This is a genomic window from Dactylosporangium sp. NPDC051484, from assembly GCF_040689395.1.
In the GTDB taxonomy this organism is placed as follows: Bacteria; Actinomycetota; Actinomycetes; order Mycobacteriales; family Micromonosporaceae; genus Dactylosporangium.
The window spans coordinates 88,186-112,253 of the sequence record NZ_JBFAZX010000007.1 but is presented as its reverse complement, the minus strand read 5'-3'; the positions used below and the strand labels follow the sequence as shown (position 1 = coordinate 112,253).

The window sequence follows — 24,068 nt, the reverse complement described above, 5'->3', positions numbered from 1 at the left end:
GTGCGTCCCGTCGCCGGTACGCACGAACGCGCCGGTGGATCCGGGCACATCGCGCCCGGATCCGCCGGAACCGCCACCGTGAGAAAACGAAATGTCTAGCCGATCACGCGGGTGAAGAAATCGCCGAACCCGGTGCCGACCTGGCCGATCATCGTGCCGATACCCTGGACGACCTTCGCCGCGGATTCCGGGCGGAACGCCACGAACCACACGATGAAGACGCCGGCGGCCCACGTCATTGTCTTTTTCAGCGTCATTGACCTTGTTGACCTTGCGTCGTGGAAGAAATTGGTGTATCTACCACTAACCTAACTCCGCTGGGCCGTGGCCGAGGCCGAAACGGCTACAGCGGATCCGCGGGCAGCCGCGGCCAAGCCGGATCCGGCCGTAAGCCCCACCAGGTGCCGTCGAACGGAAACCGGCCGGCCTCGATCGCCGCGACGACCCGCAGTCCCTCGGCGCGGATCAGCCCGGCCTCGGCCGGCGACCAGAAGCCGGGCTCGCCGCCGGGCGAATCCACGACACCGGCCGCCGCCCGCGCCGACCCGGCGAACGCTCACGTTGCGGCGCCCTGGGCCGTCATGGCGTACAACTCGGGGAGGTCCTCGATCGTGGCGGGCGGGATGAACGGGTCGGGGTCGTCGCGGTGGCGGGCGGCGCCCGGGTAGCCGGCGTTCGTGACGAGGACGGGTCGCATGCCCGCGGCGAGGGCGCCCTGGTGCTCGCGGCTGCCGCCGTCGCCGACGTACCAGCACTCGGCCGCGTCGACGCCCAGGCGCCGCGCCGCGGTGGCGTACAGGCGCTGGTCCGGCTTGCGGGCGCCCTCCTGCCAGGAGAAGACCGTGGCGTCGATGTAGGGGGCGTAGACGGTGCCGGGCCAGCCCTGGCACAGCTCGGCGCCGCAGTCGCTGAGCACCCCGAGGCGCAGGCCCCGGACGCGCAGCCCGGCGAGGACGTCCAGGACACCGGGGCGCGGGCGCCACAGCGCTACCGCGCCGGCGTGATGGGCCTCGACGGCCGCGTCGAGCTGCGCGGCGGTCGGCTCGGTCCCGCAGCGCCCGGCCATCGCGCGCAGCATGCCGCGCGTATCGCCGTACACGCCGGTTATGCGCTCGGTGAACGTCTCGCGCATCGTCCGCCAGAACGGGTCCGCGGGCACGCCGAGCGCGGCGGCGGTGACGGCCACCGCGCCCCGGCGGCCCGCCTCGACGCCCGGATCGGTCAGCGTGCCGAAGAAGTCGAAGACGACCGCCCGCATCAGGCGCGCGGCCGGGTGCGCAGGGCGTGCAGCTGGGCGTCGGTCAGGTCGTGCGCGCGCGGATATGGCCCGGCGCCGCCGAAGCGCTCGTCGACGCGCTCCAGGGCGGCCAGGATCGTCGCGGGCTCGCACTCACAGTGCGGGCGGTGCCACTGCAGGGTCAGCATGCCAGGCAGCGTATCCAGGGACGGCGCGACGCCGGATGTTGATCTACAGTGCGCTCGTGCGTCACATCGCTTTTCTCGCCGCCATCGCGGCGCTGCTCGCTGGATGTTCGACACCCAGCGGTACCGATGGTGATCTCACCAACGGCTGGGCAGCCCAGCCGGCACCGTCCGAGCCGGTGCCAGCGGCCGGGTCGTGCCTCACCGCGAGCGGCAAAGTGGTGTACGGCGACGAGGGCGACCCGGTGACGACCGAGGTGGACTGCGCCACGCCGCACAAACTCGAGGTGGTCAAGACCGGCCGGTTCCCGGACGACATCTCGCCGCCCGGGTGGGGCAGCAAGGCGATGCAGTCCGCGTACGCCGACTGCGGGAAGGCCGCCAGCGAGTACACCGGCGCGGACTGGCACACCGGCTGGCTGTTCGTCCACATCGGCCGGCCCTCCACCGCGGCATGGGCGGGCGGCGCCCGGACATACGTGTGCGGGCTCGTCGAGGGCGAATCGACCAATGCGTACACCCCGGCCGTGGAGCGCACCGGCAGCCTGAAGGGCGCACTGGCGGCCGGCACCTCGCCCGTCGTCCGGCGGTGCGCGAAACGCACCGGCGTCGAGACGGACGCACAAGGTTTCTACAAGCGCGCCGGCGCCCAGCGGCGCATCGACTGCGCCGCCCCGCACGACGCCGAGTTCGCCGGCGCCATCGGGCTGCCGCCCGGCCCGTACCCGAGCTGGGCGGCCCAGCAGGACTACGTCCTCCCCCGCTGTGTGGAGGCCGTCGCCGGGCTGTTCGGCCTGTCCGAGCCGGCGCTGCGCCGCCGCGGCGACGTGAAGGTGGAGTTCACCCACCTGGACGACGAGACCGAGTGGCTGGCCGGCGAGCACGTCAGCATCTGCTACGCCGTCGTGGCGAGCACCCACCCGGTCCGCGGGTCGCTGAAGGGGATCGGCACCGGGCCGCTGCCGGTCTGAGCGTCAGGCGTACGCGATGATCGCCTGCCGCAGGCGGGGTCGGCCGCAGTGGCGCCGCCCGCAGCGATCCGGTGCGGCACGGCAGAGTTGGAAATGGTGTTCAACTCCGGCTAGGTTGCCCCGGTGAAGAAGGCCCGGCCGCTGATCGCCCTAGCCGTCGCGCTCGCCGCCGGCGGTTGGCTGCTGGCCGCGGTCGAGTCGGCGCCCGACACCCCGCCGTCGGCGACACCGGCCGCCGCCACCGCCTCCCCGCCCGCGCCCGCGGTGTTCTCCGCGCGGCTGCCCGACGGCGCCGAATACACGCCGCTGTTCTACGCCGCCGCGGCCGTCTCCGTCGGCGCCGCTCCCACGCCGGACGGCTCGGCGGACCGGCTCATCCTGCGCGACCGCGGCGGCGACCGCGAATTGCGCCGCGTCCCCAGGGACCGGTTCGCCCAGTTCCTCGGCTTCACCGCGACGGACGGCGTGCTCTACTGGGCCGAGTCGGCCGCCAATCCCGACGGCACCTACGAGACGCGTGTGTGGCGCGTGCCGCTGGACGGCTCCGCCGCACCGGCGTCCCTCACCGCCGACACCGGGGCCGTGGTGTTCTTCGACTCCGAATACGACCTCGTCGTCGCCGACGGCCGCCTGCACTGGGTCGCCGCCCCGCCTGACGACGGGGCCCGCACCGAGCTGCGCAGCGTCGCACTCACCGGCGGCCGGGTTACCACCGCCTCGTTCGAGGGCCGGTTCCGGCACACCGCCTGGCCGTGGTTGCTCAGCGTCGACGACCAGGCGCCGCTCGTGCTCGCGAACCCGCAGACCGGCGAGCAGCGCATCATCACCCGCGCCGCCGCCGAGTCCGTCGTCTGCACCCCGGCGTGGTGCCGCTCCATGGTCCAGCCCGGCGACCGGCACATCTACGACGTCATGCGTCCCGACGGCACCGCACGCCGACGCGTCCCCGGTGCGCTGACCGCCGTCACCATCGACAACGCGCTCGCCGGGCGCTATGAGATCTTCACCGAGGCTCAGGGCGCGACGGTCCACCTGGTCGCCTACGACATCGACGCCGGCGCCATCCGCCGGCTCGGCACCGACATCGGCGTGATCACCGCCCGAGCCGGCGTCGTCTGGTGGGCCGACCGCCCCGCCAACCCCACGGCGTGGAAATCAGTCGACCTTCGTTAAAGCCACCGTCGCGGACAACCAGGCCGACGAGGGCGTCGGCGACGGTGGTCACGGCCGGGAGCGCACCCGCACCACCAGCTTCCCGGTCTTGTGCCGCGTGGCGAAGTCGGACAGCGCCCGCACGGCGTCGTCGAACTCGTATCGCGCGGCGATCCGTGCCCGCAGCTTCCCCGCGACCGCGTCCGCCGCGACCTCGGCCATGCCGCCGAACCGCCCCTGCATGTCGAGCACCAGTCGCACGTCGACCTCGTCGCGGGGCGCCGGTGGCGGGAACGTGATCGTCAGCAGGCGTCCTCCCGGCCGCACCGCCGCGACCAGCCGCTCGAGCCGGTCGCCGGGCAGCACCAGATTGAGCGCCAGGTCGATGCCGTCGGGATAGTCGTCGTATCCGACGACCTCGGAGGCGCCCAACGAGCGCACCAGATCGGCGTCGGCCTCGCGCGCGGTCGCCACGACGTGGGCGCCGGCCGTGGCGAGGACGGGCAGCAACGCGGTACCGACTCCTCCTGTGGCGCCGACGACCAGGACCCTGGTCTCTGGCTTGACCTCGGCGGAGGCCAGGATGGACCGGACCGCGAGCCCCACGGTGGGCAGGGCCGCCGCCTGCTCGACGTCGAGCGCGGCCGGCCTTCGCGCGAGGAACGGCGTGCCGGCCTCGAACACCGCGTATTCCGCGAGTGCGCCGGTGCTCACCGACGAGCTGCCCATGTGGCGGATCGCGCGGGGCGCGGCGAAGCCGAATATCTCCTCCCCCACCGCGTATCCGGTGACGCCCTCGCCGACCGCGCTCACCGTGCCCGCGAAGTCGTTGCCCGGCACATGCGGAAACGGCAGGTCGACGCTCTCGCGGAAGTCCCCGGCGGGCAGCCGGACGTCGACCGGGTTGATCGACACTGCGGCGACGCGCACCTGGATCTGCCCGGGTCCGGGCTCGGGCACCGCAACCTCGGCTATCTCGTATTCCTCCGGCGGGCCGTATCGATGGGCTACTACTGCTCGCATGAAGCGGACCATGCGGTCACGTTAGCGAAAGCGGACCGGGCGGTCAACTTGGTAGGCTGGCGCGCGTGACCCGACCGCTGCGCGCCGACGCCGCGCGCAATCGTCGCCTGCTGCTGGCGGCCGCCGCCGACGAGTTCGCCGAGCGCGGTCTCGAGGCATCGATCGCCGACATCGCCCGGCGCGCGGGCATCGGCAAGGGCACCGTGTTCCGCCACTTCGCGACGAAGGAGGACCTGATCGCGGCGATCGTGCTCGATCGCGTCGAGGTGTTGATCGAGACCGGCGATCACCTGCTGGGGGCCGGCGACCCGGGCGAGGCGCTGCTGAAGTTCCTCGAAGTGGCCGCGGAGCAGCGGCAGGAGCGTGACCTGTCGTTCCTGCACGGCGCGAGCTCCGCCAACACGCAGGTGTCGCAGGTGCAGGACCGGCTGCGGGCGACCATCGACGCGCTGGTCGATCGCGCCCGCGACCACGGCGCCGTCCGCGACGACATCACGGGCACGGACCTCTTCCTGCTCATGTGCGCACCGAACTACGTCGCCGGCTACGCGCCGGGTGCCCCGCCCGACCTGTGGCGCCGCTATCTGGCGATCATCTTCGACGGCCTGCGGCCACAGGGCGCCCACCCGCTCCCGCATCCGGCGCCGGACCTGCTCCCGGAGACGAACGTCTGACGAATCAGACGTAGGTGCTCAGACCGGGAGGATCACCTGCGTGGTCGGCTCGTCGTCGTTCGCATCGGCATCGGCGTCGCCGGGCGGGACCAGGCGAGGGACGACGCGGTGGACCGTCAGCAGGACCGCGGCCACCACCGCGGCGGCGATGCCGGCGATGCCGAGGGCGCCACCCGCGTAGGCGACGAAGAGGTGGCCGCGGCTCAGGTCGTGGACGGACCGCGTGATGACGTCGTCGGTGAGGCGCATGCAGAGGGCGGCGCCGGCCAGCAGGCCCAGCGCGACCACGGTCAGGAAGACGGTGGTGTAGGTGTTCGGCGAACCGTAGCTCACGCCGCCGTGGCGGCGCTGGGCGATCACGATGAAGAGGCTCGCGGCCGCGGCCCAGGCGCCGACGACGAGCAGGGCGGCCACGGCGTCGCTGGGGCGGTGCCAGCCCGCGGAGAGGGTGGCCACGCCGGCCAGGGCCGCGAAGACGGCGCCGAGAAGGGCGGCCGGGCCGCGGGCCTTCGCGGGCAGCACCAGGACCAGGGCCACGGCCACCGAGGCGGCGACGGTGGCGTGGCCGCTCGGCAGGCTGTTGCCGGCCGCGGCGCGCTGCGCGTCGATGCCCAGCTCGGGGCGGTGGATGAGGGCTTTGAGCACCTGGGTGGTCACGTTCGCGCCGCCGATGAGCAGGACCGCGCCGGCGGCCAGCGCGACCCGGCGGCGGGCCAGCGCGATGAAGCCGATCACGATCGTCGCGGCGGTCAGCGACACCGCGGAGATGCCGTTGAGGGTGTCATGGACCAGGGTCTCGACGTGGGCCCGGCCGATGCTGTTGCCGGTGATCGCGACATAGTCCAGCCGCTGGCCGTGCTCGGTGCCGACGAAGAACCGCCAGACCGCGACGGCACCGGCCGCCTCCAGGGCGGTCACGAAGAGAAGCCACAATGCCAGCCCGATGGGCCACCCACGCATGGCAGGCAACATAGCTCACCGCCGCGAATTGCGCTCACCGCGATGCTTCTTGTCTTCACGGTACCGCATGAGATCGAGTGGTGGCTATGCTCTCCACACCGTATCGACCGGTCCTGCGTCACCCGGTGTTGCGTCGCATCCTGCCGGGGCTGGCGGTCAGCGCGCTCGGCGACGGCATGTCCATCGTCGCGGTCTCGTGGCTGGCGCTGCAGCTGGCGCCGGACGGCGCGCGCGGCGCATGGGTGGCGGCCGCGGTTGCCGCGTATTCGCTGCCATCGGCGCTCGGCGGCGTGCTGCTCGGCCGATACCTGCGCGGCCGCGGCGGGGCGCAGCTGGCCGGCTGGAACGCGACCCTGCGGGCGGCGGCGCTGGGCGCGATCGCGGTCGTGTACGCGGCCGGGGCGCTGCACGCGTGGCTCTACGTCGCACTGCTGGCGGTGTCCTCGCTGCTGGCGGCGTGGGGATCGGCGGGGCGTTACACGCTGGTCGCCGAGCTGCTGCCGCGCGAGCACCACCTGGCCGCCAACGGGGTGCTCACCGCGATCGGCGAGTTCGCCACGATCGCCGGGCCGCCGCTGGCCGGGCTGCTCATCGGCTGGACGAACGCGGCGGTGGTGATCGCGCTGGAGCGGCGCCGTGGCCGGCGGCCTGGGCAGCGCGTTGCTGCGCCGCCTGCCCCTGTGGCCGGCGATGACCGGCATCGTGGTCGCGTTCGGCGCCGCGATGCTCCCGCTCGGGCTGGGCGCTCCGGCCATCGTGTCGCTGCCGGCGTTCGCGGTCGCGGGCCTGTGCTGGGCGCCGTACCTGTCCACGGTGATGGCGCTGTTCCAGCGCACCACCCCGCCGGATCGGCTGCCACAGGTGCTGGCCGCGTTCGGCTCCGTCACGGTGATCGCGGTGCCGCTCGGTGCGGCGATCGGCGGGCCGCTCGTGACCGCCTTCGGCGCCGGGCACACGCTGCTGCTGAGCGCGATCGCCATGATGCTGCTCGGGCTGATCGCGGCATCTGGCATGATTCTCCAGCCGACCGGGAAGATACGGGAGGAACCAGACCCAGATGTGGCTTAGGAGGCTCATGGTGCTCGTCGGCTACACCGTCGAGGCGACCGACGGCGAGGTCGGCGCGATCGACCGCAGGACGTACGACGGCCGGCAGGTGCTGGTCGCCGGCGACGACGGCGCGCTGCTCAAGGTGGACGTGAACACGGTCGAGCGCATCGACCACCGCGATCACCGCGTATACCTGGCGGTCAGCCGGCGAGAGCTGCGGGCACGCTGATCCGCCACCCCGCCGGTCGCGCGGTGGCAGGCTGGCGGGCCGGGCCCGCTGCCGTCACGCGTTCTCCGCGAGGGCGTGGACCTTCCAGCCGAGATCGGGGAAGCCGGACGCGGCGGCCACGCGGGCGCTCGCGGTGTTCGCCGGGTCGTGCAGATATATCGGTACCGCACCGGCGTCCGCGATCCGCCGTGCCGCCCGGGCCACCAGTCGCCGGGCCAGCCCCCGCCCCCGGGCGCGCTCCTGGGTACCGACGGAGATCTCGATCCCGGTCGCGTCGTGCGGCTTGAGTCCGACGCCGGCCAGATACTCCCCCGTGCCCGGCTCCCGCGCGACGAGCACCTCGCCGGGGAACGGCCGCAGCCAGTCGGGCAGGCCGGACCCCTCCGACGGCTCCCACTCCCCCGAGTCCGGCAGGTCCGCCGGCGCCTCGCTCCAGCGGAACACGCCGGTGAAGCAGTGCTGCCCGGGCCGGCCGACGAGGGCGGGCAGCGCCGCGCCGAGCGCCGCCTCCAGCTCGCCCGGGGCGGCCCCGGCGACGAGCCGCGCGACGGCGTCGCGGGCGGCGGGCGGCACGGACAGCACGCCGTTGCCGGCCGCGTCGGTCACACCGAGCGCTCGCTGCTCCCCGCCGTCCCACCGTGGCCTCTCCCGCAGCGGGCTGCCGACGACAACGAGACCTCCCGGGGACGGCCAGCTTCCGAGCCAGGCACGAAGGAATCGATCGAGCACTCGTGCATCCTAGGGTCGCGCTCGGTACTGAGCGTTCATGACCTCGGCGACGCGCCTGGTCCAGTCGGCCGGGCCGTCCACGGCCCAGTTCTCGCCCAGAGCCATGAACAGCGGTTCACGGCTGCCGGCCTGGGCGGCCCACTGGGCCTCGACGTCGCTGTGCCCGGCGTACACCCCGACGTCGACCGGTTGCCCGGCGGCGACGCAGTGGCCTCGGCCGACGGCGTTTTGCGTGTCGTCGACGGCTTCGTAGCCGTCGCAGGACAGGCCGCGCCGGTCGAGGTAGTCCACCAGCGCCTGCGGCGAGGAGAACCACCGCGGCGGCTTGGCGGGGTCGGGGTCCGGGCCGATCCGCCCGAGGAGGACCGCGAGCACGGCCCCGGCGATGACGACCCCGGCCGCGAGGCCCGCGATGAGGGCCACGGGCGGGCGGTGGACCGGGTGGAGCCGAGGCGGCGGGGGCGGTAAGGGCTGCGTGGCTTCGGGGTCGGGCGCCGGCCGATCCAGGTGGTCGAGGGGTTGGTGGGACTGCTCGGTCACGCGAGAAAATTACCCCGGTCCGTTCGCAGACTGCGCACCTCCGAACGGCCAGAGTTGCGCAACGACTTATGGGGATCAGCGCACTGCCACGCGGCGGCGGCCTCCCGGCCCTGGCGAGCCGGCCCGGGCGGCCTCATGCGGCGGGCAGTGCGACGGCGATCTCCTCGCCGATGGTGGCCCCGCCGAGCAGCCGCAGGTCGTCGCCGCTCCAGAACTTCCCCGGGTCGTACCAGTTCGCCCGCTTACCCCTGGCGAGCAGGCCCATGTCCTCGTACGTCACGGCGACCACCTCGGCGCAGTAGGCCGTCTCCAGGGTGCCGGAGGCCGGCTCGCGCAGCCGTGGCAGGCGGCCTCGAACCCGGCCGCTGAACCAGCGGCCGGCCAGCCGGGCGGTCGACGGGAACGGGGTGCCGTCCAGGCGGGCGATCGTGCGCAGGACCGCGTCCTGCATCGCCGCGCCGGCCTCCGGGAACAGCTGGCGCAGCCAGGCGCGCTGGCCGTAGCGGCGGCCCCAGACCAGCACCGCGTCGCGCAGGTCGTGCAGCTGGACGCCGCGCTGGTGGGTGCCCGTCCACATGTCCGGCAGCGACCGCCCGAGCTCGGCGTGCCACATGAGCGGCGGCATGTCGTCGAGGACGACGGCCATGCCGACGTGGTTGACCGGGCTGTTGGTCAGCGTCTGGATGGCGCGGTCGGCGGTCGTTCGGCCGCGAAACACCCACAGGTCACCGGTGCGCGTCATCCGCACGGCCTCGTCGAGATCGACCATCACCGGTACTACCCTAGGGCCTCATGCGAATCAAGTGGTGGAAGGTCGTGGGGCTGGCCGGTGTCGTCGGCGTGGCGGCCACAGGCGTGCTGGTCGCGCGGGCGGAGCGGCGGCGGCGGGCATACACGCCCGAGGAGATCCGCGACCGGCTGCGCCAGCGGCACGCGATCGCACAGGACGGGACGAGTCGTGGCTCACGTACCAGTGACACCGGAGGTCACATAGGGTAGGGATGTGCAGCCACAGACTTCCCAGGCCGACCCGGTTCGGGTCCTCTTCCTCGAAAACATCCACCCGATCGCGGTCGAGCGGCTGCGCTCCGAGGGATACGAGGTGGATACCGTCGGTCGTGCGCTCGACGAGGACGAGCTGGTCGCGAGGCTCAACGGGGTTCACCTGCTGGGCATCCGGTCCAAGACCCAGGTCACCGCCAACGTGCTGGCCTCCGCGCCGCAGCTGCGTGCCATCGGCGCGTTCTGCATCGGCACCGACCAGATCGACCTGCGCGTCGCGGCGGAGACCGGCATCGCCGTGTTCAACGCGCCGTTCTCCAACACCCGCAGCGTGGTGGAGCTCGCGATCGCCGAGATCATCGCACTCACCCGGCGGCTGACCGAGAAGAACGCCGACATGCACAACGGCGTGTGGAACAAGGACGCCGAGGGCTCCCACGAGATCCGCGGCCGGTCGATCGGCATCGTCGGTTACGGCAACATCGGCACGCAGCTGTCGGTCCTCGCCGAGAATCTCGGCCTGCGGGTGTATTTCTACGACACCTCCGAGAAGCTGGCGCTGGGCAACGCCGTGCGCTGCAACTCCCTCGACGAGCTGCTCGAGGTCGCTGACATCGTCACGCTGCACGTGGACGGGCGCCCGGGCAACAGCGGGTTCTTCGGCGAGGAGCAGTTCGCCAGGATGCGCCCGCGCAGCATCTTCCTCAACCTCAGCCGCGGCTTCGTGATCGATCACGACGCGCTGCGCCGCCACCTCGACAACGGGCACCTCGCCGGCGCCGCCGTGGACGTGTTCCCGAAGGAGCCGAAGGCGAAGGGCGACGAGTTCGTGTCGGCCCTGCGCGGCCTGCCCAACGTGATCCTCACCCCGCACATCGGCGGGTCGACCGAGGAGGCGCAGTCCGACATCGGCTCGTTCGTCGCCGAGAAGCTGCACAAGTACATCTCGGAGGGCTCCACGACGCTCAGCGTCAACCTGCCCTCGCTCAACCTGCAGCAGGCCCCGGACACCCACCGCATCGCGCTGCTGCACCACAACGTGCCGGGCGTGCTCGCCGACGTCAACAGCGTCCTCGCCAGCCACAAGGTCAACGTGGAGGGCCAGATCCTGGCCACCCGCGGCGAGTTCGGCTACCTGCTGACCGACATCGCGGTCAACTACCCGCAGGAGATCCTGACCCAGCTGGCCGACATGGCCACCACCGTCCACCTGCGCGTGCTCTCCTGACGCCCCCGGCCGCGCCCCGCGCGGCCGCCGAACGGTCCCGGCTCCCGGCCGGCGGCCTCGCCCGACCGCACGGGCAGGCCGCCGGCCGCTTTCTTCGTCCGGCCGTGTTTGGTCCAGCTTTTTGTTTGTCCGAAGCCGAACGGTACGGCCGACCGGCGTGCGCTGCCATGGCCGCGACACGGTGGTCATCGCCAGTTCATCCGGCTTCAGCAACACCAGGTCAATTCGGCTGCAGAGCATGCTCAACGCCTGCTGATCTTCGTCGATATCGGCGCCGCCCCGGTGGCGCCGATATCGACGCGCGCGACCAGGAGCCCGCCGGTACAGTCGCCGGGGTGTCGCTTCGAGAGCTCGTCGTGCTGGGCACCGCCAGCCAGGTGCCGACCCGGTCGCGAAACCACAACGGCTACTTCCTGTCGTGGGACGGCGAGGGCATCCTGTTCGACCCGGGCGAGGGCACGCAGCGGCAGATGGTCCACGCCGGGGTCGCGGCCAGTGACATCACCCGGATCTGCATCACGCACTTCCACGGCGACCACTGCCTGGGCCTGCCGGGCGTGATCCAGCGGATCTCCCTGGACAACTCGCCGCACGACGTGCAGGCCTACTTCCCGGCGGGTGGCGAGGAGTACTTCGACCGCCTCCGCAACGCCGCACCCTTCCATGACCGCGCGATCATCACCAAGAACCCGGTCGAAGCGGATGGCACCATCGCGCAGACCCCGAAGTTCCGGATCGAGGCGCACCGGCTCGATCACGGCATGCAGACGTACGGCTATCGGCTCGTCGAGCACGACAGCCGGCGCATGCTGCCCGACCGGCTGCGTGAGCGCGGCATCGCCGGCCCCGACATCGCCACACTGCAGCGTGCCGGGGAGCTGAAGGGGGTGCGGCTGGAGGACGTGAGCGAGCCCCGCAGGGGACGGAGATTCGCATTCGTGATGGACACGCGGCTCTGCGACGGCGTCGGGCGGCTGGCCGACGGAGCGGACGTGCTGGTGATCGAGTCCACCTACCTGGCCGAGGACGAGGGACCGGCCGTCGCGCATGGGCACCTGACCGCCGGGCAGGCGGCGCGGGTGGCCGCGGAATGCGGTGTGGGCACACTCGTGCTCACCCACTTCTCGCAGCGCTACGACGACCCGTCGCGCTTCCGGCGGGAGGCGGAAGCGGTCTTCGACGGCGAGGTTGTCGTGGCCGAGGACCTGACCAGGGTCAAGATCCGCGGCTAGTCACATTCGGTGCAGATCGGCGCGCCGTTGCGCTCCCTGGCCAGCTGGCTGCGGTGGTGCACGAGGAAGCAGCTGGAGCAGCGGAACTCATCGCCGCGCATGGGGACGACGGGGACGGTCAGTTCTTCGTCGGGCAGCTCAGCGCCCGGTAGCTCGAAGCCCGCCTCGCTGTCGTCGACGTCGACCGATGACGACTGGCCCGCGGCCCGGCGTGCGGTGAGCTCTTCGAGGCTGTCCTCTGCGAGATCGCTGCTGACCGGGTGGCGTGGCGCGTCGTAGTCGGTGCTGATGGCCATGGCGTTCACCTCTCTTGGTGACTTGGTTGTGTAACGAACGCCGCCGGCCTCGGATGTGTTCCCGACCGACATGAATGAATGCGGGTGTGTCCCGGCTCACGCCGGATCACGCGGATCCGGCCCGATTCGGTCCACTGTGGACATATCAACAGCGGCAGCGCCAACGAGGCTACCTCGCCGGGTCGCCCATGCGCGGACTTTTGCCATTCTCGGCGGACATGTTCCCGGATCACCCTACCGGCGCGGCAGGTCAGCCACTGCCCGGCACGGCCAGGTGGCCGATCGGCCGAACGCCGCGGTGGCAGCCGGCAGGCGCCCGGCGCACTACAGTGCTGCGCATGAACCTCCCCGAACGGGCCCACGTCGTGGTGGTTGGCGGCGGTGTCATCGGCACCTCCGTCGCGTACCACCTGGCGAAGATGGGCGTCCGCGACGTACTGCTGCTGGAGCGGGACCGGCTCACGGCCGGGACCACGTGGCACGCGGCCGGGCTGATCGTCACGTTCGGCTCGCTGTCGGAGACCTCGACCCGGCTGCGCCAGTACACCCGCGACCTGTACGCGGGCCTTGAGGCCGAGACCGGCCTGTCCACCGGCCTGCGGCAGTGCGGCTTCATCGAGCTGGCCACCGACGAGGGGCGCCTGGAGGAGTACCGCCGGGTGGCCGCGTTCAACCGGCACCTCGGCGTCGACGTGCACGAGATCTCCCCGGCCGAGGTGCGCGACCTCTTCCCCCTGGCCCGCACCGACGACGTGCTGGCCGGCTTCTACGTCGCCGAGGACGGGCGGGCCAACCCCGTGGACGTGACGATGTCCCTCGCCAAGGGAGCCCGGCTGCGGGGCGCCAAGATCCTTGAGGGGGTACCGGTGACCGGCACCCTGCGTCGCGGGGACACGGTCACCGGCGTGCGCACACCGTTCGGCGACGTCGAGGCGGAGGTCGTCGTCAACTGCGCCGGCATGTGGGCCCGCCAGCTGGGCGAGGAGGCCGGGGTCAGCATCCCGCTGCAGGCCGCCGAGCACTACTACCTCATCACCGAGCCGATCGACGGGGTGAGCGCCGACCTGCCGGTGCTGGAGGACCCCGGCGCCTACGGGTACTTCCGCGAGGAGACCGGCGGCCTCATGGTCGGGCTGTTCGAGGGCGCGGCGGCGCCGTGGAGCGTCGACCGGGTGCCCGAGAGCTTCTCCTTCGGCACGCTCCCGCCCGACTGGGACCGCATGGCGCCCTACCTGGAGGCGGCGATGGCCCGCATCCCGGTGACCGCGACCGCGGGCGTGCGCACCTTCTTCTGCGGGCCGGAGAGCTTCACCCCCGACCTGGCGCCGATCTTCGGGGAGTCGCCGGAACTGCGCAACTACTTCGTGGCGGCGGGCATGAACTCGATCGGCATCCTGACCGGGGGCGGGATCGGCCGGGCCCTCGCCGCGTGGATCGCCGAGGGGCGGCCCGACGTCGACGTGACCGGGATGCACATCGACCGGCTGCAGCCGTACCAGCGCAACCGGGACTACCGCGCCGCGCGGACGGTCGAGGCGCTCGGGCAGGTCTACGCCGCGCACTACCCGGGCAAGGCCCTCACCTCAGCCCGAGACGCGCGCCGCTCACCGCTGCACGATCGCCTGGAGCCGCTGCGGCCGTACCGGCGGGACGTGTCGGGCTGGGAGATGCCCGATTTCTACGACTTCTCCGGTCGTTTCACTCCCTCGTGGGGAAAGCCGGACTGGTTCGGCACCTGGGCGGCGGAGCACCGGGCGGCCCGCGAGGACGCGATCCTCATGGACATGTCGTTCATGGCCAAGTTCCTGGTACAGGGGCGCGAGGCCGGGGCGGTGCTGGAGGAGCTGTCCGCCAACCGCGTGTGCACCCCGCGGCGGGTCACCTACACGCAGTGGCTCAACGAGGGCGGCACGATCGAGGCCGACCTGACCGTCACCCAGCTCGACGAGGACCGGTTCTGGGTCGTCGCCTCCGACACCGCGCACCGGCACGTGCTGACCCGGCTGCGCCGGCACCTCGGCCGCACTCCCCGGCGCCACGCCTTCGTCACCGACGCCACCTCCGGCTGGGCGCAGATCAACCTTCAGGGCCCACGGTCGCGGGCGGTGCTGTCGGCCGCGGCCGGGGCCGAGATCACGCTGCCGTTCCGCGGCGCCGCGGAGATCGAGATCGGCTACGCCCGGGCGCTGTGCCTGCGCATCACCTACGTCGGCGAGCTGGGCTACGAGCTCTACGTCCCCGCCGACCAGGCCGTGCACGTGTACGACCGCCTCATCACCGCCGGCGCACGGACCCTGGAGCACGGGCTGCGCCACGCCGGGCTCAAGGCGCTCGCCAGCCTGCGCATGGAGAAGGGGTACCGCGACTACGGCCACGACATCGACAACACCGACGACGTCCTCGAGGCCGGGCTGGGCTTCGCCGTCGCGCTGGACAAAGAGCACTTCATCGGCCGCGAGGCGGTGCTGGCCCGCCGCGCCCGCGGCCCGCTCACCCGGCGGCTGGTCCAGGTGCTGGTCACCGACCCGAAGGCGCTGATGTTCCACGGCGAGGTCGTGCGCCGCGACGGCCGGGACGTGGGATACGTCCGGGCCGCCTCCTACGGGCACACGCTCGGCGGCGCGGTCGGCCTGGCCATGCTCGACGCCGGCGACGACCCGCTCGACCAGGCTTGGCTGGACGCCGGCGAGCTGACCGTGGAGATCGCCGGCGCGACGTACCCGGCGCGCGCCTCCCTGCGCCCCCTGTACGACCCGTCCGGCGAGCGCGTGCGGCTTTGACCGCGGCGGGTCGCGTGCCCGTGCGCGGCATTCATCCGTTGCGCCGGATTCGTCAGACTTGCCATCAGTCTGCGGAAACATCGGTGGCCAAGGACACACCGTGCACGATTTGTGACTTTTGGTGGACGTTAATGCCCTCTAAGGTGTCCTCCCGATTACCCTCGGTGAACGCTGACCCAGGGCGATGTGCCGTCTACGGGCTCCGCCAACGACACTGAGGAAGCTCGCTGGCAGGATATGAGGGTGCGTCAGTTCCGAACCCTGGCAATGCGCGTGCGCTCCCCCCAGGCGAGCGCGGCGCTGACGCACGCCGCCCACCGCATCGGCCTGCCGGTGGTGCAACTGCCGGGCGACCCGGCCGAGGTGACCGGGCTGCACTCCGCCGACCGCGTGGCCTGGCGGGCCGCCGGCGGATACCTCACCACGCTGATCGCGGGCGGCGCCGACATCCGCCTCTTCGGCGCGTCCCCGTCGTGGTTCGCCGCCCTGCCCAAGGACGTCACCGGCCGCGACATCCAGCTCGTCAGCGTCGGCGAGGCGCCGGACGTCGTCGGGCCGCGCCCGGCGGTGGCCAAGCTCGCCGAGGAGAAGCATCCCGCGTTCTCCGCCGCCTGGGTGCGAAACGCCGACGACCTGCGCAACCGGCTGCGCACCGCCAGGCTGCCCGCGGACAGCACGCTGATCATCATGGATCACTGGCTCGACCTCGCCTCGGAGTATCGCGTGTTCACCATGGGCCGCCAGCCGATGGCGTGGTCGCCGTATGTGGTGGAGGGCGAGGAGTGGAGCCCCTCGCTGCGCATGCACCGCGCGTCGTGGCACGACGAGGCGGCGGCCTTCGTCGCGCTGATGCTCGCCGACCTGCCCGCCGAGGACGTGCCCCCGACGGCCGTGATCGACGTGGGGCGCACCGACTCGGGGCAGTTCGCGGTCCTCGAAGTCAACAACGTGTGGAGCTCCGGGCTGTACAGCTGCGACCCCGACGGCGTGCTGCACGCCGTGCTCGCGGCCAACGACCCCGACTGCGACCCGCGCTGGCGCTGGCAGCCGGCCCCGGCACTCGGCGCCTGAGCGTGGTACACGTGACGCATGCATGTTCTGCGTCCCCTGCACAGCGGCTGGACAGTCCGTGCCATGGAGCCTGCCGCTGAGGCCGTCGCCGGGCGGGAGTTCCCCGCCACCGTGCCGGGATGCGTGCACACCGACCTGCTCGCCGCCGGGGCCATCCCGGACCCGTTCCTCGACGACAACGAGACGCGGCTGCACTGGATCGGGCGCACCGCGTGGCGATACGAGACGACGTTCGACGCGGACGGGCTCGGCGGTGACCGGGTCGACCTCGTCGCCGACGGGCTCGACACGGTCGCGACCGTCGTGCTCAACGGCGTCGAGGTCGGGCGGACGGCGAACATGCACCGGGGCTATCGCTTCGACGTGACGGCGCTGCTGCGCCCGGCCGGAAACGAGCTCGCCGTGCGGTTCGACTCGGCGTACGGGTACGCGCAGCGCGTCCGGGACGAGCTCGGGGCGCGGCCGAACGCGTACGACGAACCGTTTCAGTACATCCGGAAGATGGCGGCCAACTTCGACCGACCGTCGTCACGGCGGGAATCTGGCGGCCGATCGGGCTGCACGCCTGGTCGCGGGCGCGACTGGCCGAGGTCCGGCCCGTCGTGACCGTCTCCGGGGACGACACCGCCGGGGAAACCGGCCGGGTCGAGCTGCGGATCGTGCTCGAGCGCGCCACCGACGCACCGGTGACGTTCACCGCCGTCGTCGGCGGCCGCGAGGCGACCGTCGGCGTGCCGGCGGGCGCGACCCGGGCCACCGTGGTGATCGAGGTGCCCGGGGTGCGGCGGTGGTGGCCGCGCGGATACGGCGACCCGCACCGCTACGAGATCGAGGCCACCCTGCGCGCCGCCGACGGGACGGCGCTGGACACGTGGCGGCGGATGATCGGGTTCCGCAGCGTGGAGCTGGACACCGGGCGCGACGAGGACGGCAGCCGGTTCGTGCTCAAGGTCAACGGCACCGCGGTGTTCGTGCGCGGGGTCAACTGGATCCCCGACGACGCGTTCATCACCCGCGTCGGTCGTGACCGCTACGCCGACCGCATCGGCCAGGCCGTCGCCGCCGGCGTCAACTACCTGCGCGTCTGGGGCGGCGGGAGATACGAGAGCGACGACCTCTACGACCTGGCCGACGAGCTCGGCGTGCTCGTCGGCCAGGACTTCCCCTTCGCCTGCGCCGCCTACCCCGAGGAGGAGCCCCTCGCCACCGAGGTCGCCGCCGAGGCTCGCGAGCAGGTCGCCCGGCTCATGCCGCACCCCAGCCTGGTCATGTGGGTCGGCAACAACGAGAACATCTGGGGCTACCACGACTGGGGCTGGCGGGAGGAGCTGGCCGGGCGCACCTGGGGCGAGGGCTACTACCTGGACGTGCTGCCCCGGATCGTCGGCGAGCTGGACCCGACCCGGCCGTACTGGCCCGGCAGCCCGTACTCCGGCGGTGTCGATTTCTCTGGCCGAGCCCTGCACCCGAACGACCCGGCGCACGGCACGACGCACATCTGGGACGTGTGGAACACCCACGACTACCGCCACTACGGCACGTACCGGCCCCGGTTCGTCGCGGAGTTCGGCTTCCAGGCGCCCCCGGCATACGCCACGCTTCGCCGCGCCGTCGCCGACGATCCACTCACCCCTGACTCCCCCGGCGTGCTGCACCACCAGAAGGCCACCGGCGGCAACGACAAGCTCATCCGCGGCCTGCGGGGGCACTTCCCCGCCCCGGCCACCTTCGACGACTGGCACTGGGCCACGCAGCTCAACCAGGCCCGCGCGATCGCCTACGGCATCGAGCACTTCCGCTCGCTCAAGCCGCTGTGCATGGGCACCATCATGTGGCAGCTCAACGACAACTGGCCGGTCACCTCGTGGTCCGCGGTCGACGGTGACGGCCGGCGCAAGCCGCTGTGGTACGCGCTGCGCCGCGCCTACGCCGAACGGCTCGTCACCATCCAGCCCCGCGACGGCGCGCCCGCGCTCGTCGCCGTCAACGACACCCCCGGGCCGTGGCGGGCCGAGCTGCGGGTGCGGCGGGTGTCGTTCGACGGCAGCGCGCGGGCCGAGGTGACGCTGACCGTGCGGGTGCCGGCGCTGTCCGCGGTGACGGTGCCGCTACCGCCTGACGTCGCGACACCGGACAACGCCACGGCCGAGCTGATCGTGGCAGACGCAGACGGCGGGCGCGCGGTGTGGTTCTTCGCCGAGGACGCCGACCTGGCCTACCCGCGCCCGGTCACCGACGTGGTCGCGCGGCCGGTCCGTGACCTCCACGGCGGCGTCGAGCTGGAGGTCACGGCCCGGACACTGGTGCGCGACCTGGCGGTGTTCCCGGACCGCCTGGACCCGGCTGCGACCGTGGACGATCTGCTGGTGACCCTGCTGCCAGGCGAGTCGGTGACGCTGCGCGTGCGAGGCGCCACCGAAGCCGACCCGGCCGCGTGGTCGTCGGCCCCGGTGCTACGCAGCGCGAACGACCTCGTCATCCGATAGGGGCCGCCGGCGAAGCCCCGCGCTCACTCGAAGCGGCTGGGGTCTCCCGCGCCGACGCGGAGGATCTGCGGCTCGTCGTCGGACAGGTCGACCACGGTGGTCGGCTCGGTGCCGCACTCGCCGTCGATGACCGCGTCGAGCTGGTGGTCGAGCGCCTCCTTGATCTCCCAGCCCTGCGTCATCGGCTCGTCCTGCCCGGGCAGCAGCAGCGTGCTGGACAGCAGCGGCTCCCCCAGCTCGGCCAGCAGCGCCTGCGTCACCGTGTGCTGCGGGATGCGCACGCCGACGGTGCGCTTCTTCGGGTGCAGCAGCCGCCGTGGCACCTGCGGGCTGGCCGGTAGGATGAACGTGTAGCTGCCCGGCGTCGCCGCCTTGACCAGCCGGAACACCGCGTTGGAGATCTGCACGAACTGCCCGAGCTGCGCGAAGTCGCGGCACACGAGCGTGAAGTGGTGCCGATCGTCCAGGCGGCGGACCTCCCGGATGCGCTCCAGCCCGGGGCGGCTGCCCAGCTGGCAGCCGAGCGCGTAGCAGGAGTCGGTCGGGTAGGCGACCAGGCCGTCCCCGCGCAGCAGCGCCACGATCTGCTGGAGCAGCCGGGGCTGCGGATTGTCCGGGTGCACGTCGAAGTACCTCGCCACAGACAAAGCCTACGTGTAGGGATAGCCCATGACGGATCTGGAGGCGGTGACCCGCTGGGTGGAGGGTTACGTCCGCGCGTGGCACACCAACGACCCGGACGACATCGGCGAGCTGTTCGCCGAGGACGCGGCCTACTACCCCGCGCCCTACCGCGAGCCGTGGCGCGGCCGCGACACGATCGTCAGGCAGTGGCTGGGCCGCGTGGACGCCTCCGGCGAGGCGGCGTTCACCTGGTTCCCGATCACGGTCGGCCCGGACCTGAGCATCCTGCAGGGCACGACGACGTATCCGTCGGTCGTCTACAGCAACCTCTGGCTGATCCGCCTCGACACGGTGGGCCAGTGCCGCGAGTTCACCGAGTGGTGGATGCGGCAGACCGGCGACAGCGGCTAATATCGCGGCCGCGCGCCCGATTCGCGCGGATTGAGCCGACGCCAGACGACCACGACGAACGCGGTGAGCAACGCCAGCATCACGATGCGCAGTAAGGTGAATATGACGGCGGCATGGTTGGCCGCCAGCGCCTCGGCCACGAACGCCGTGCGGTCGGCGGGCCCGGCCTCATCCCGCGCCGCCTCCACGAACAGATACACGACCAGTGGCACGAGCGCGAGCCGCCACCCGGGGTAGGTCCAGTGCCGCAGCAACGCCCGCCGGTCGCGTCCCTGCCGGTCGGCGACCCGCCCGATGACGCCGAACCAGACGGCGAACATCAGCAGCGTCACCCACAGCGCGACCGTCACCGCCCCGGCCAGCCGGTCGACGAACTCGAACACCGCCCCGGCCGAGGGCCGGTCGATGGAGGAGGGCTCGGCGGCGTACCGTCGCAGGACCTCGTCCTCCCGTCGCAGCACCAGCACGTTGCCGACGAGCAGCACCGCGTGCAGGGCGGTGACGACGACGAACAGCCAGGTGTACACCCGCAGTCTGGCCGGCGGCCGGTCCTCGATCTCCTCGATCTCCTCCGCGCCGCTCGGGCCGATCGTCTCGCGGCCGGTGGCGCCGGGTGCCTCGCCGACCCGCGCGTCCGGCCACCGCGGCAGGGCCACATCGGGCAGGTCCGGCAGCCACGGACCGCCGGCGTCGGGCACGCCCGGCTCCGCCGGCATCCGGTCCGGCCCCCGCCGCGGTCCGCCGACAAGCGCGGCCACGAACGCCGCGGACGGCACCCCGCCGTGCCGGATGCAGAGGAAAGTCCCGCCGGTGTCGTGTCCGGGAGCACCACACGTCACACAAGGCATCGACACAAGATCGTTAGTCTAGTCCCCGCGACCGCGCCGCCGCCTGCGCCGCAACGGCCGATCCACCCGGCTGTTCGGATCGGATGCATCACACTGACCTGTCTTGCCCGGCTTCTTGCGTTGCTCCGGCTTTTCGGGCTTGTCCAGCTTGTCCAGCATGCGCGAGACGACCAGTCCGAGGACCACGGTGCCGGCCGCGGCCAGCAGGAACGAGCCGCTGATCACCAGCAGCACCCAGCGGTCCCGCAGGAAGTCGCTGCCACCCTCCTCGACGGGCAGTGGGGTGCCGGTCACGCTCGGCTCCGGCACCGGGCCCTCGGCCGCGCCGGCCTCCTGCGCCAGCAGCGGCAGGGCCTCGGCGGCGTCGAGGATCACCGCCGCCGGGTCGCCCAGCAGCCGATTCGCGCCGACGCCGAGCCGCTCCAGGCCCGCCGGATCGATCCGGGTCGAGCGGCGCCCGGTGTTGCTGACGATGGTGTACTGCGCGTAGTCCTCCGAGTCGCTGCTGTCCGGGTAGTAGTGGTACTCCCCGCGGACCTCGAAGAACCTGGGACACTGCTCTGGGCTGTCGGTCACCCGCACGCCGACGCCGAGATTGGAGCCAGAGCTCACCGGCGTGGTCGAGTCCAGCAGCTGCCAGCCGTAGCAGATGCCGTGCACGGCCGAGGCGCGGGCGAGGTCGGCGGCGACGGCCTGCGCGTCGGCCTGGTCGACGGCCACGCCGTCGCCGGAGTCCTGCGAGCAGTAGGCGAACACGAGCAGCATCACCACGATGACGACGCCGACCCAGATCGCGTCGATCAGCCGCTTCCTGTTCCGCTGCGATACCGCGGGCGCCTTGACCCGCGGGCTGCTGCCCGGCATCAGCCGGCCCAGCCGTTGCCGCCGAGCGTGCCGGAGTAGCGGGGGTACGCGGTCCGCAGCGCCTCGACCAGGATCAGCGTGCCGGTGTCGTTGGGCTTGAGCACGACGGAGTCGTTGGAGTACCGCAGGTAGACACCGGATCCGTCGACATGACGGCCGGCGGGCGACCAGGCCTGGGAGATCTCGTCCGCGACGAAGGACGGGGGCTTGGTGCTGAGGTAGGCGCGCGCCTCGGTGCCGATATCGCGCGACGCCGCGCGCTGATAGTGGTTGGCCACGTAGGAGCGGGGCGAGAAGTCGCCGTAGAACACCGTGATCCCGCCGATGACGAGGCCCACCGCGGCCAGGCAGCCGGCCACGAGGTAGCAGATGCGTCTCATGGAAGCGTCACCGTCGTCTCGGTCAGGACCAGCTTGCCGGTCCGCGGGGCCTTCTGGGCGGGGGGAAACGTAACAAGCCCCCGGGTGCACCGGCCCTATTGCGTCGGACAATGGACGATCCTCTTCGGGCACGTCTGCGGCCGGGCCGGAGGCGTGCCCCAGTTCCGCCCACGGCACCCGATCAAGCTGGTCCAGCACGATCGCGACGGACCATGTCGCGAGCCACCACCGATCCGAAGCCGCGCTTCGCTTCGGCGACCGGGCGCTCGCCACGCCTGACGGGCCGGCAATATCCGAGGCGGCGCCTTGGTGTCCCTGGCTATCCTGCGCAAGCATGGCAGCCGCATCGCCATCCGGCTGCGGGACGGATAGAACGATGCGGTGCAAACACGACGAATGGGCGCAGCGCTGGAACGCCGAGCGCCTGATCGTCGGCGTCGATGAGGTCCTGCGCTGGTGGGACCAGGACCCAGCACGGACAGCCGAAAGACTCAGCGGCCTGCTGCGCCTGGCCACCCCGCGCGCCGTCGTCGTCCTGGAGGGCGCGTACCGCGGCCGTCGCCGCTCGCTCGCTGCGATGCTCGCAACCGACGTCGGCGCGCTGAGCGAGAACTACGGCCGGCATGCCGCCGCGGTCGCGGCGCTGCTGACCTTCGACCGGTCCGGATACCTGCGTGAGGCCGGTGTCCGGTGGCTGGCCACCAGCGACGAGCTGTTCACCCTGCCGTTCCTCCTGCTGCGCCTCAACGACCCGGTCGACCCCGTCCGCCAGCAGGCCACCGCCGCGGTGCACGCCCGGCTCACGGTTGGCCACGGCGCCCTGCTCGTGCAACTCCTCCCGCTGATCGAGGGCCTCGGCGCGCGCCGCCGCGCCGGCCCGATCGTGCGCACCATCGGCGAGTTGCTCATCGACGGTGACCCGGCCGGCCGAGCCGCCCTGTGGGCCGGCGCCCGCGGCGATGACACCGCGGTCGCCGCGAGCTGCCTGCGCATGCTCGCCACCATCGAGCCGGCCGCCTCCGTCGAGCAGGCCGTCGCCACCGGCGACCCGGCCCTGCGGCACTGGGCCACCGGGGTGGCCACCGCACGCGGCCTTGACCCGGCCACCCAACGCCGGCTGCTGCCGCTGCTCGAATCCGACCCCAACCCCCGTATCCGGTGGAAGGCGCTGCGGGCCCGCACCCACCACCCCGACAACGAACCGCACCTGCGCCGCGCCCTGCTCGACCCCGACGCACGGGTGCGCTACCTGGCCCGCGCCAGCCTGCGCGCCCTCGGCCACACCGGCTCCGCCGCGCTCTACCGCACGACACTCACCAACGCCGATGCCACCCGAGACGCGATCATCGGTGCACTCGCTGGCCTGGCCGACATGGGCACCCGCGACGATGCCACCCGGCTCGTCGCCTTCCTCGACCATCCGAACGTGCGAATCCGCGGCGAGGCGTGGCGCGCCCTCGCCACCCTCGACCCGGACGCCTGCACCGCACGTGCCGACCAACTTCGCGCCGACCCCAGCGGCAAGGTCCGCCGCCACCTGCTCACCGGACGGTGAGGCCTGCCCTACGACAACCCGCTGCTGGAGAGGCACACCCAGGCGCTGGAGAACGACGTCGTGCTGTACATGCACCAGGGCCAGACGCTGTCCGAATCCGGTGGACCCGTTCGTCACCAGGGTTGAGTTCACCACGAAGGAGTGCGCGATGAAGTACCTGATGTTCGTCTGCAGCGACCCGGAGCCCGACACCGACAAGACCGACGAGCCGGACATCGAGGTCTGGGTCGCGGAGAACGACGCCGCGGGCCGCCGGGTGCGCGGCGCGGTGCTGGCCCCGCCCTCGGCGGCCACGACGGTCCGCGTCCGCAGCGGCGAACTGCTCCTCACCGACGGCCCGTTCGCCGAGACCAAGGAGGTCATCGTCGGCTTCGACCTGCTCGAGTGCGCCGACCTCGACGAGGCGATCGCGGTCGCCCGCGCCCATCCGATGGCCCGCACCGGCCGCCTCGAGATCCGCCCGTTCGCCGACTTCGAGCAGTGACCTCCCACACGCACGGCGTAAGCTCCCCGGCCCTGGACGTGGCGGCGGCCGCGCCCG

At 72.3% G+C, this 24,068-nt stretch carries 29 protein-coding genes and 1 pseudogene; 16 read left to right on the top strand and 14 right to left on the bottom strand.

The window, feature by feature from the left end; genetic code table 11:
* Window positions 1-95: 95 nt before the first annotated feature.
* From AB0367_RS15370 to AB0367_RS15355, 4 genes are all read right to left on the bottom strand, one after another.
* Entirely contained in the window at window positions 96-257 is a 162-nt protein-coding gene (locus AB0367_RS15370; protein ID WP_366226924.1) for a hypothetical protein, read from the bottom strand.
* 86 nt (window positions 258-343) lie between these two features.
* Complete coding sequence (locus AB0367_RS15365; RefSeq protein WP_366226923.1) at window positions 344-520, bottom strand: hypothetical protein; 177 nt, start codon at window positions 518-520, stop codon at window positions 344-346.
* 36 nt (window positions 521-556) lie between these two features.
* Window positions 557-1,258 (bottom strand): HAD family hydrolase, encoded by a 702-nt coding sequence (locus AB0367_RS15360; RefSeq protein WP_366226922.1) that lies wholly within the window; start codon window positions 1,256-1,258, stop codon window positions 557-559.
* Entirely contained in the window at window positions 1,258-1,425 is a 168-nt protein-coding gene (locus AB0367_RS15355; RefSeq protein ID WP_366226921.1) for a hypothetical protein, read from the bottom strand. Before AB0367_RS15355 ends, AB0367_RS15360 begins: the two co-directional genes overlap by 1 nt.
* Before the next feature lie 56 nt (window positions 1,426-1,481).
* Here AB0367_RS15355 and AB0367_RS15350 point away from each other — a divergent pair, with 56 nt between their 5' ends.
* Together AB0367_RS15350 and AB0367_RS15345 are read left to right on the top strand one after the other, a co-directional pair.
* Window positions 1,482-2,393: a septum formation family protein gene (locus AB0367_RS15350; protein ID WP_366226920.1), complete on the top strand. Its 912-nt coding sequence runs from the start codon at window positions 1,482-1,484 to the stop codon at window positions 2,391-2,393.
* 123 nt (window positions 2,394-2,516) lie between these two features.
* Window positions 2,517-3,566, top strand: a complete 1,050-nt coding sequence (locus AB0367_RS15345; protein WP_366226919.1) for a hypothetical protein — start codon at window positions 2,517-2,519, stop codon at window positions 3,564-3,566.
* Window positions 3,567-3,614: 48 nt separating this feature from the next.
* On the opposite strand, the gene AB0367_RS15340 is transcribed toward AB0367_RS15345, so the two are convergent.
* The gene (locus tag AB0367_RS15340) at window positions 3,615-4,568 is read right to left on the bottom strand and encodes an NADP-dependent oxidoreductase (RefSeq protein WP_366226918.1); all 954 of its coding nucleotides are present in this window, start codon (window positions 4,566-4,568) and stop codon (window positions 3,615-3,617) included.
* Between the two features lie 65 nt (window positions 4,569-4,633).
* Between AB0367_RS15340 and AB0367_RS15335 the strand changes: the two genes are divergently transcribed.
* Window positions 4,634-5,242: a helix-turn-helix domain-containing protein gene (locus AB0367_RS15335; RefSeq protein WP_366226917.1), complete on the top strand. Its 609-nt coding sequence runs from the start codon at window positions 4,634-4,636 to the stop codon at window positions 5,240-5,242.
* An 18-nt stretch (window positions 5,243-5,260) separates the two neighbouring features.
* On the opposite strand, the gene AB0367_RS15330 is transcribed toward AB0367_RS15335, so the two are convergent.
* Complete coding sequence (locus tag AB0367_RS15330) at window positions 5,261-6,202, bottom strand: phosphatase PAP2 family protein (protein ID WP_366226916.1); 942 nt, start codon at window positions 6,200-6,202, stop codon at window positions 5,261-5,263.
* An 86-nt stretch (window positions 6,203-6,288) separates the two neighbouring features.
* Here AB0367_RS15330 and AB0367_RS15325 point away from each other — a divergent pair.
* The 3 genes and pseudogenes from AB0367_RS15325 to AB0367_RS15315 all read left to right on the top strand — a co-directional run.
* Window positions 6,289-6,765: pseudogene (locus AB0367_RS15325) on the top strand (MFS transporter); the annotation flags it as partial.
* A 73-nt stretch (window positions 6,766-6,838) separates the two neighbouring features.
* The gene (locus AB0367_RS15320) at window positions 6,839-7,270 is read left to right on the top strand and encodes a hypothetical protein (protein ID WP_366227132.1); all 432 of its coding nucleotides are present in this window, start codon (window positions 6,839-6,841) and stop codon (window positions 7,268-7,270) included.
* A 7-nt stretch (window positions 7,271-7,277) separates the two neighbouring features.
* Window positions 7,278-7,481 (top strand): hypothetical protein, encoded by a 204-nt coding sequence (locus tag AB0367_RS15315; protein WP_366227131.1) that lies wholly within the window; start codon window positions 7,278-7,280, stop codon window positions 7,479-7,481.
* 54 nt (window positions 7,482-7,535) lie between these two features.
* Here the strand turns inward: AB0367_RS15315 and AB0367_RS15310 are convergent, their stop codons facing one another.
* The 3 genes from AB0367_RS15310 to AB0367_RS15300 form a co-directional block, all read right to left on the bottom strand.
* Window positions 7,536-8,210 carry a GNAT family N-acetyltransferase gene (locus tag AB0367_RS15310; RefSeq protein ID WP_366226915.1) on the bottom strand — a complete coding sequence of 225 codons (675 nt, stop codon included), beginning with the start codon at window positions 8,208-8,210 and terminating at the stop codon, window positions 7,536-7,538.
* A 9-nt stretch (window positions 8,211-8,219) separates the two neighbouring features.
* Entirely contained in the window at window positions 8,220-8,750 is a 531-nt protein-coding gene (locus AB0367_RS15305; protein WP_366226914.1) for a hypothetical protein, read from the bottom strand.
* A 133-nt stretch (window positions 8,751-8,883) separates the two neighbouring features.
* On the bottom strand, window positions 8,884-9,522 hold the full coding sequence (locus AB0367_RS15300) for a hypothetical protein (protein ID WP_366226913.1): 639 nt from the start codon (window positions 9,520-9,522) through the stop codon (window positions 8,884-8,886).
* A gap of 20 nt (window positions 9,523-9,542) precedes the next feature.
* Between AB0367_RS15300 and AB0367_RS15295 the strand changes: the two genes are divergently transcribed.
* The 3 genes from AB0367_RS15295 to AB0367_RS15285 all read left to right on the top strand — a co-directional run bounded on the left by AB0367_RS15295 (window position 9,543) and on the right by AB0367_RS15285 (window position 12,212).
* On the top strand, window positions 9,543-9,749 hold the full coding sequence (locus AB0367_RS15295; RefSeq protein WP_366226912.1) for a hypothetical protein: 207 nt from the start codon (window positions 9,543-9,545) through the stop codon (window positions 9,747-9,749).
* A 4-nt stretch (window positions 9,750-9,753) separates the two neighbouring features.
* Window positions 9,754-10,980, top strand: coding sequence for a phosphoglycerate dehydrogenase (gene serA, locus AB0367_RS15290; protein WP_366226911.1), 1,227 nt, complete (start codon window positions 9,754-9,756; stop codon window positions 10,978-10,980).
* Window positions 10,981-11,315: 335 nt separating this feature from the next.
* Complete coding sequence (locus AB0367_RS15285; protein WP_366226910.1) at window positions 11,316-12,212, top strand: ribonuclease Z; 897 nt, start codon at window positions 11,316-11,318, stop codon at window positions 12,210-12,212.
* Here AB0367_RS15285 and AB0367_RS15280 read toward each other — a convergent pair.
* On the bottom strand, window positions 12,209-12,502 hold the full coding sequence (locus AB0367_RS15280; protein ID WP_366227120.1) for a DUF4193 domain-containing protein: 294 nt from the start codon (window positions 12,500-12,502) through the stop codon (window positions 12,209-12,211). The genes AB0367_RS15285 and AB0367_RS15280 overlap by 4 nt on opposite strands.
* Window positions 12,503-12,846: 344 nt before the next feature.
* Between AB0367_RS15280 and AB0367_RS15275 the strand changes: the two genes are divergently transcribed.
* The 4 genes from AB0367_RS15275 (at window position 12,847) to AB0367_RS15260 (ending at window position 18,845) form a co-directional block, all read left to right on the top strand.
* The gene (locus AB0367_RS15275) at window positions 12,847-15,288 is read left to right on the top strand and encodes an FAD-dependent oxidoreductase (RefSeq protein ID WP_366226909.1); all 2,442 of its coding nucleotides are present in this window, start codon (window positions 12,847-12,849) and stop codon (window positions 15,286-15,288) included.
* 243 nt (window positions 15,289-15,531) lie between these two features.
* Entirely contained in the window at window positions 15,532-16,359 is an 828-nt protein-coding gene (locus AB0367_RS15270; RefSeq protein ID WP_366226908.1) for an ATP-grasp domain-containing protein, read from the top strand.
* A 63-nt stretch (window positions 16,360-16,422) separates the two neighbouring features.
* Window positions 16,423-16,965, top strand: a complete 543-nt coding sequence (locus AB0367_RS15265; RefSeq protein ID WP_366226907.1) for a hypothetical protein — start codon at window positions 16,423-16,425, stop codon at window positions 16,963-16,965.
* Window positions 16,962-18,845, top strand: coding sequence for a glycoside hydrolase family 2 protein (locus AB0367_RS15260; protein ID WP_366226906.1), 1,884 nt, complete (start codon window positions 16,962-16,964; stop codon window positions 18,843-18,845). The genes AB0367_RS15265 and AB0367_RS15260 overlap by 4 nt, the downstream gene beginning before the upstream one ends.
* A gap of 23 nt (window positions 18,846-18,868) precedes the next feature.
* Here the strand turns inward: AB0367_RS15260 and AB0367_RS15255 are convergent, their stop codons facing one another.
* Entirely contained in the window at window positions 18,869-19,486 is a 618-nt protein-coding gene (locus tag AB0367_RS15255) for an L-threonylcarbamoyladenylate synthase (protein WP_366226905.1), read from the bottom strand.
* Between the two features lie 28 nt (window positions 19,487-19,514).
* Here AB0367_RS15255 and AB0367_RS15250 point away from each other — a divergent pair, with 28 nt between their 5' ends.
* On the top strand, window positions 19,515-19,880 hold the full coding sequence (locus AB0367_RS15250) for a nuclear transport factor 2 family protein (protein ID WP_366226904.1): 366 nt from the start codon (window positions 19,515-19,517) through the stop codon (window positions 19,878-19,880).
* Here AB0367_RS15250 and AB0367_RS15245 read toward each other — a convergent pair.
* Genes AB0367_RS15245 through AB0367_RS15235 form a run of 3 tightly spaced genes read right to left on the bottom strand, consistent with a single transcriptional unit; the run spans window position 19,877 to window position 21,972 of the window.
* Window positions 19,877-20,728, bottom strand: coding sequence for a hypothetical protein (locus tag AB0367_RS15245; RefSeq protein ID WP_366226903.1), 852 nt, complete (start codon window positions 20,726-20,728; stop codon window positions 19,877-19,879). The genes AB0367_RS15250 and AB0367_RS15245 overlap by 4 nt on opposite strands.
* Window positions 20,729-20,746: 18 nt before the next feature.
* Window positions 20,747-21,592, bottom strand: coding sequence for a hypothetical protein (locus AB0367_RS15240; protein ID WP_366226902.1), 846 nt, complete (start codon window positions 21,590-21,592; stop codon window positions 20,747-20,749).
* Window positions 21,592-21,972 (bottom strand): DUF4247 domain-containing protein, encoded by a 381-nt coding sequence (locus AB0367_RS15235; protein ID WP_366226901.1) that lies wholly within the window; start codon window positions 21,970-21,972, stop codon window positions 21,592-21,594. Before AB0367_RS15235 ends, AB0367_RS15240 begins: the two co-directional genes overlap by 1 nt.
* A gap of 376 nt (window positions 21,973-22,348) precedes the next feature.
* On the opposite strand from AB0367_RS15235, the gene AB0367_RS15230 reads away from it, so the two are divergent.
* Together AB0367_RS15230 and AB0367_RS15225 are read left to right on the top strand one after the other, a co-directional pair.
* A complete protein-coding gene (locus AB0367_RS15230) occupies window positions 22,349-23,527 on the top strand; it encodes a HEAT repeat domain-containing protein (protein ID WP_366226900.1) in 1,179 nt (392 codons plus the stop codon).
* A 148-nt stretch (window positions 23,528-23,675) separates the two neighbouring features.
* Window positions 23,676-24,011, top strand: a complete 336-nt coding sequence (locus tag AB0367_RS15225; protein WP_366226899.1) for a YciI family protein — start codon at window positions 23,676-23,678, stop codon at window positions 24,009-24,011.
* Window positions 24,012-24,068: the final 57 nt, after the last annotated feature.

Excerpts from the sequence above, each read along its gene's own strand:
- AB0367_RS15370 (WP_366226924.1), bottom strand. The coding sequence starts at position 257 with ATGACGCTGAAAAAGACAATGACGTGGGCCGCCGGCGTCTTCATCGTG.
- AB0367_RS15360 (WP_366226922.1), bottom strand. The coding sequence starts at position 1,258 with ATGCGGGCGGTCGTCTTCGACTTCTTCGGCACGCTGACCGATCCGGGC.
- AB0367_RS15355 (WP_366226921.1), bottom strand. The coding sequence starts at position 1,425 with ATGCTGACCCTGCAGTGGCACCGCCCGCACTGTGAGTGCGAGCCCGCG.
- AB0367_RS15340 (WP_366226918.1), bottom strand. The coding sequence starts at position 4,568 with ATGCGAGCAGTAGTAGCCCATCGATACGGCCCGCCGGAGGAATACGAG.
- AB0367_RS15330 (WP_366226916.1), bottom strand. The coding sequence starts at position 6,202 with ATGCGTGGGTGGCCCATCGGGCTGGCATTGTGGCTTCTCTTCGTGACC.
- AB0367_RS15315 (WP_366227131.1), top strand. The coding sequence starts at position 7,278 with ATGGTGCTCGTCGGCTACACCGTCGAGGCGACCGACGGCGAGGTCGGC.
- AB0367_RS15295 (WP_366226912.1), top strand. The coding sequence starts at position 9,543 with ATGCGAATCAAGTGGTGGAAGGTCGTGGGGCTGGCCGGTGTCGTCGGC.
- AB0367_RS15275 (WP_366226909.1), top strand. The coding sequence starts at position 12,847 with ATGAACCTCCCCGAACGGGCCCACGTCGTGGTGGTTGGCGGCGGTGTC.
- AB0367_RS15265 (WP_366226907.1), top strand. The coding sequence starts at position 16,423 with ATGGAGCCTGCCGCTGAGGCCGTCGCCGGGCGGGAGTTCCCCGCCACC.
- AB0367_RS15250 (WP_366226904.1), top strand. The coding sequence starts at position 19,515 with ATGACGGATCTGGAGGCGGTGACCCGCTGGGTGGAGGGTTACGTCCGC.
- AB0367_RS15245 (WP_366226903.1), bottom strand. The coding sequence starts at position 20,728 with ATGCCTTGTGTGACGTGTGGTGCTCCCGGACACGACACCGGCGGGACT.
- AB0367_RS15240 (WP_366226902.1), bottom strand. The coding sequence starts at position 21,592 with ATGCCGGGCAGCAGCCCGCGGGTCAAGGCGCCCGCGGTATCGCAGCGG.
- AB0367_RS15235 (WP_366226901.1), bottom strand. The coding sequence starts at position 21,972 with ATGAGACGCATCTGCTACCTCGTGGCCGGCTGCCTGGCCGCGGTGGGC.
- AB0367_RS15230 (WP_366226900.1), top strand. The coding sequence starts at position 22,349 with ATGCGGTGCAAACACGACGAATGGGCGCAGCGCTGGAACGCCGAGCGC.
- AB0367_RS15225 (WP_366226899.1), top strand. The coding sequence starts at position 23,676 with ATGAAGTACCTGATGTTCGTCTGCAGCGACCCGGAGCCCGACACCGAC.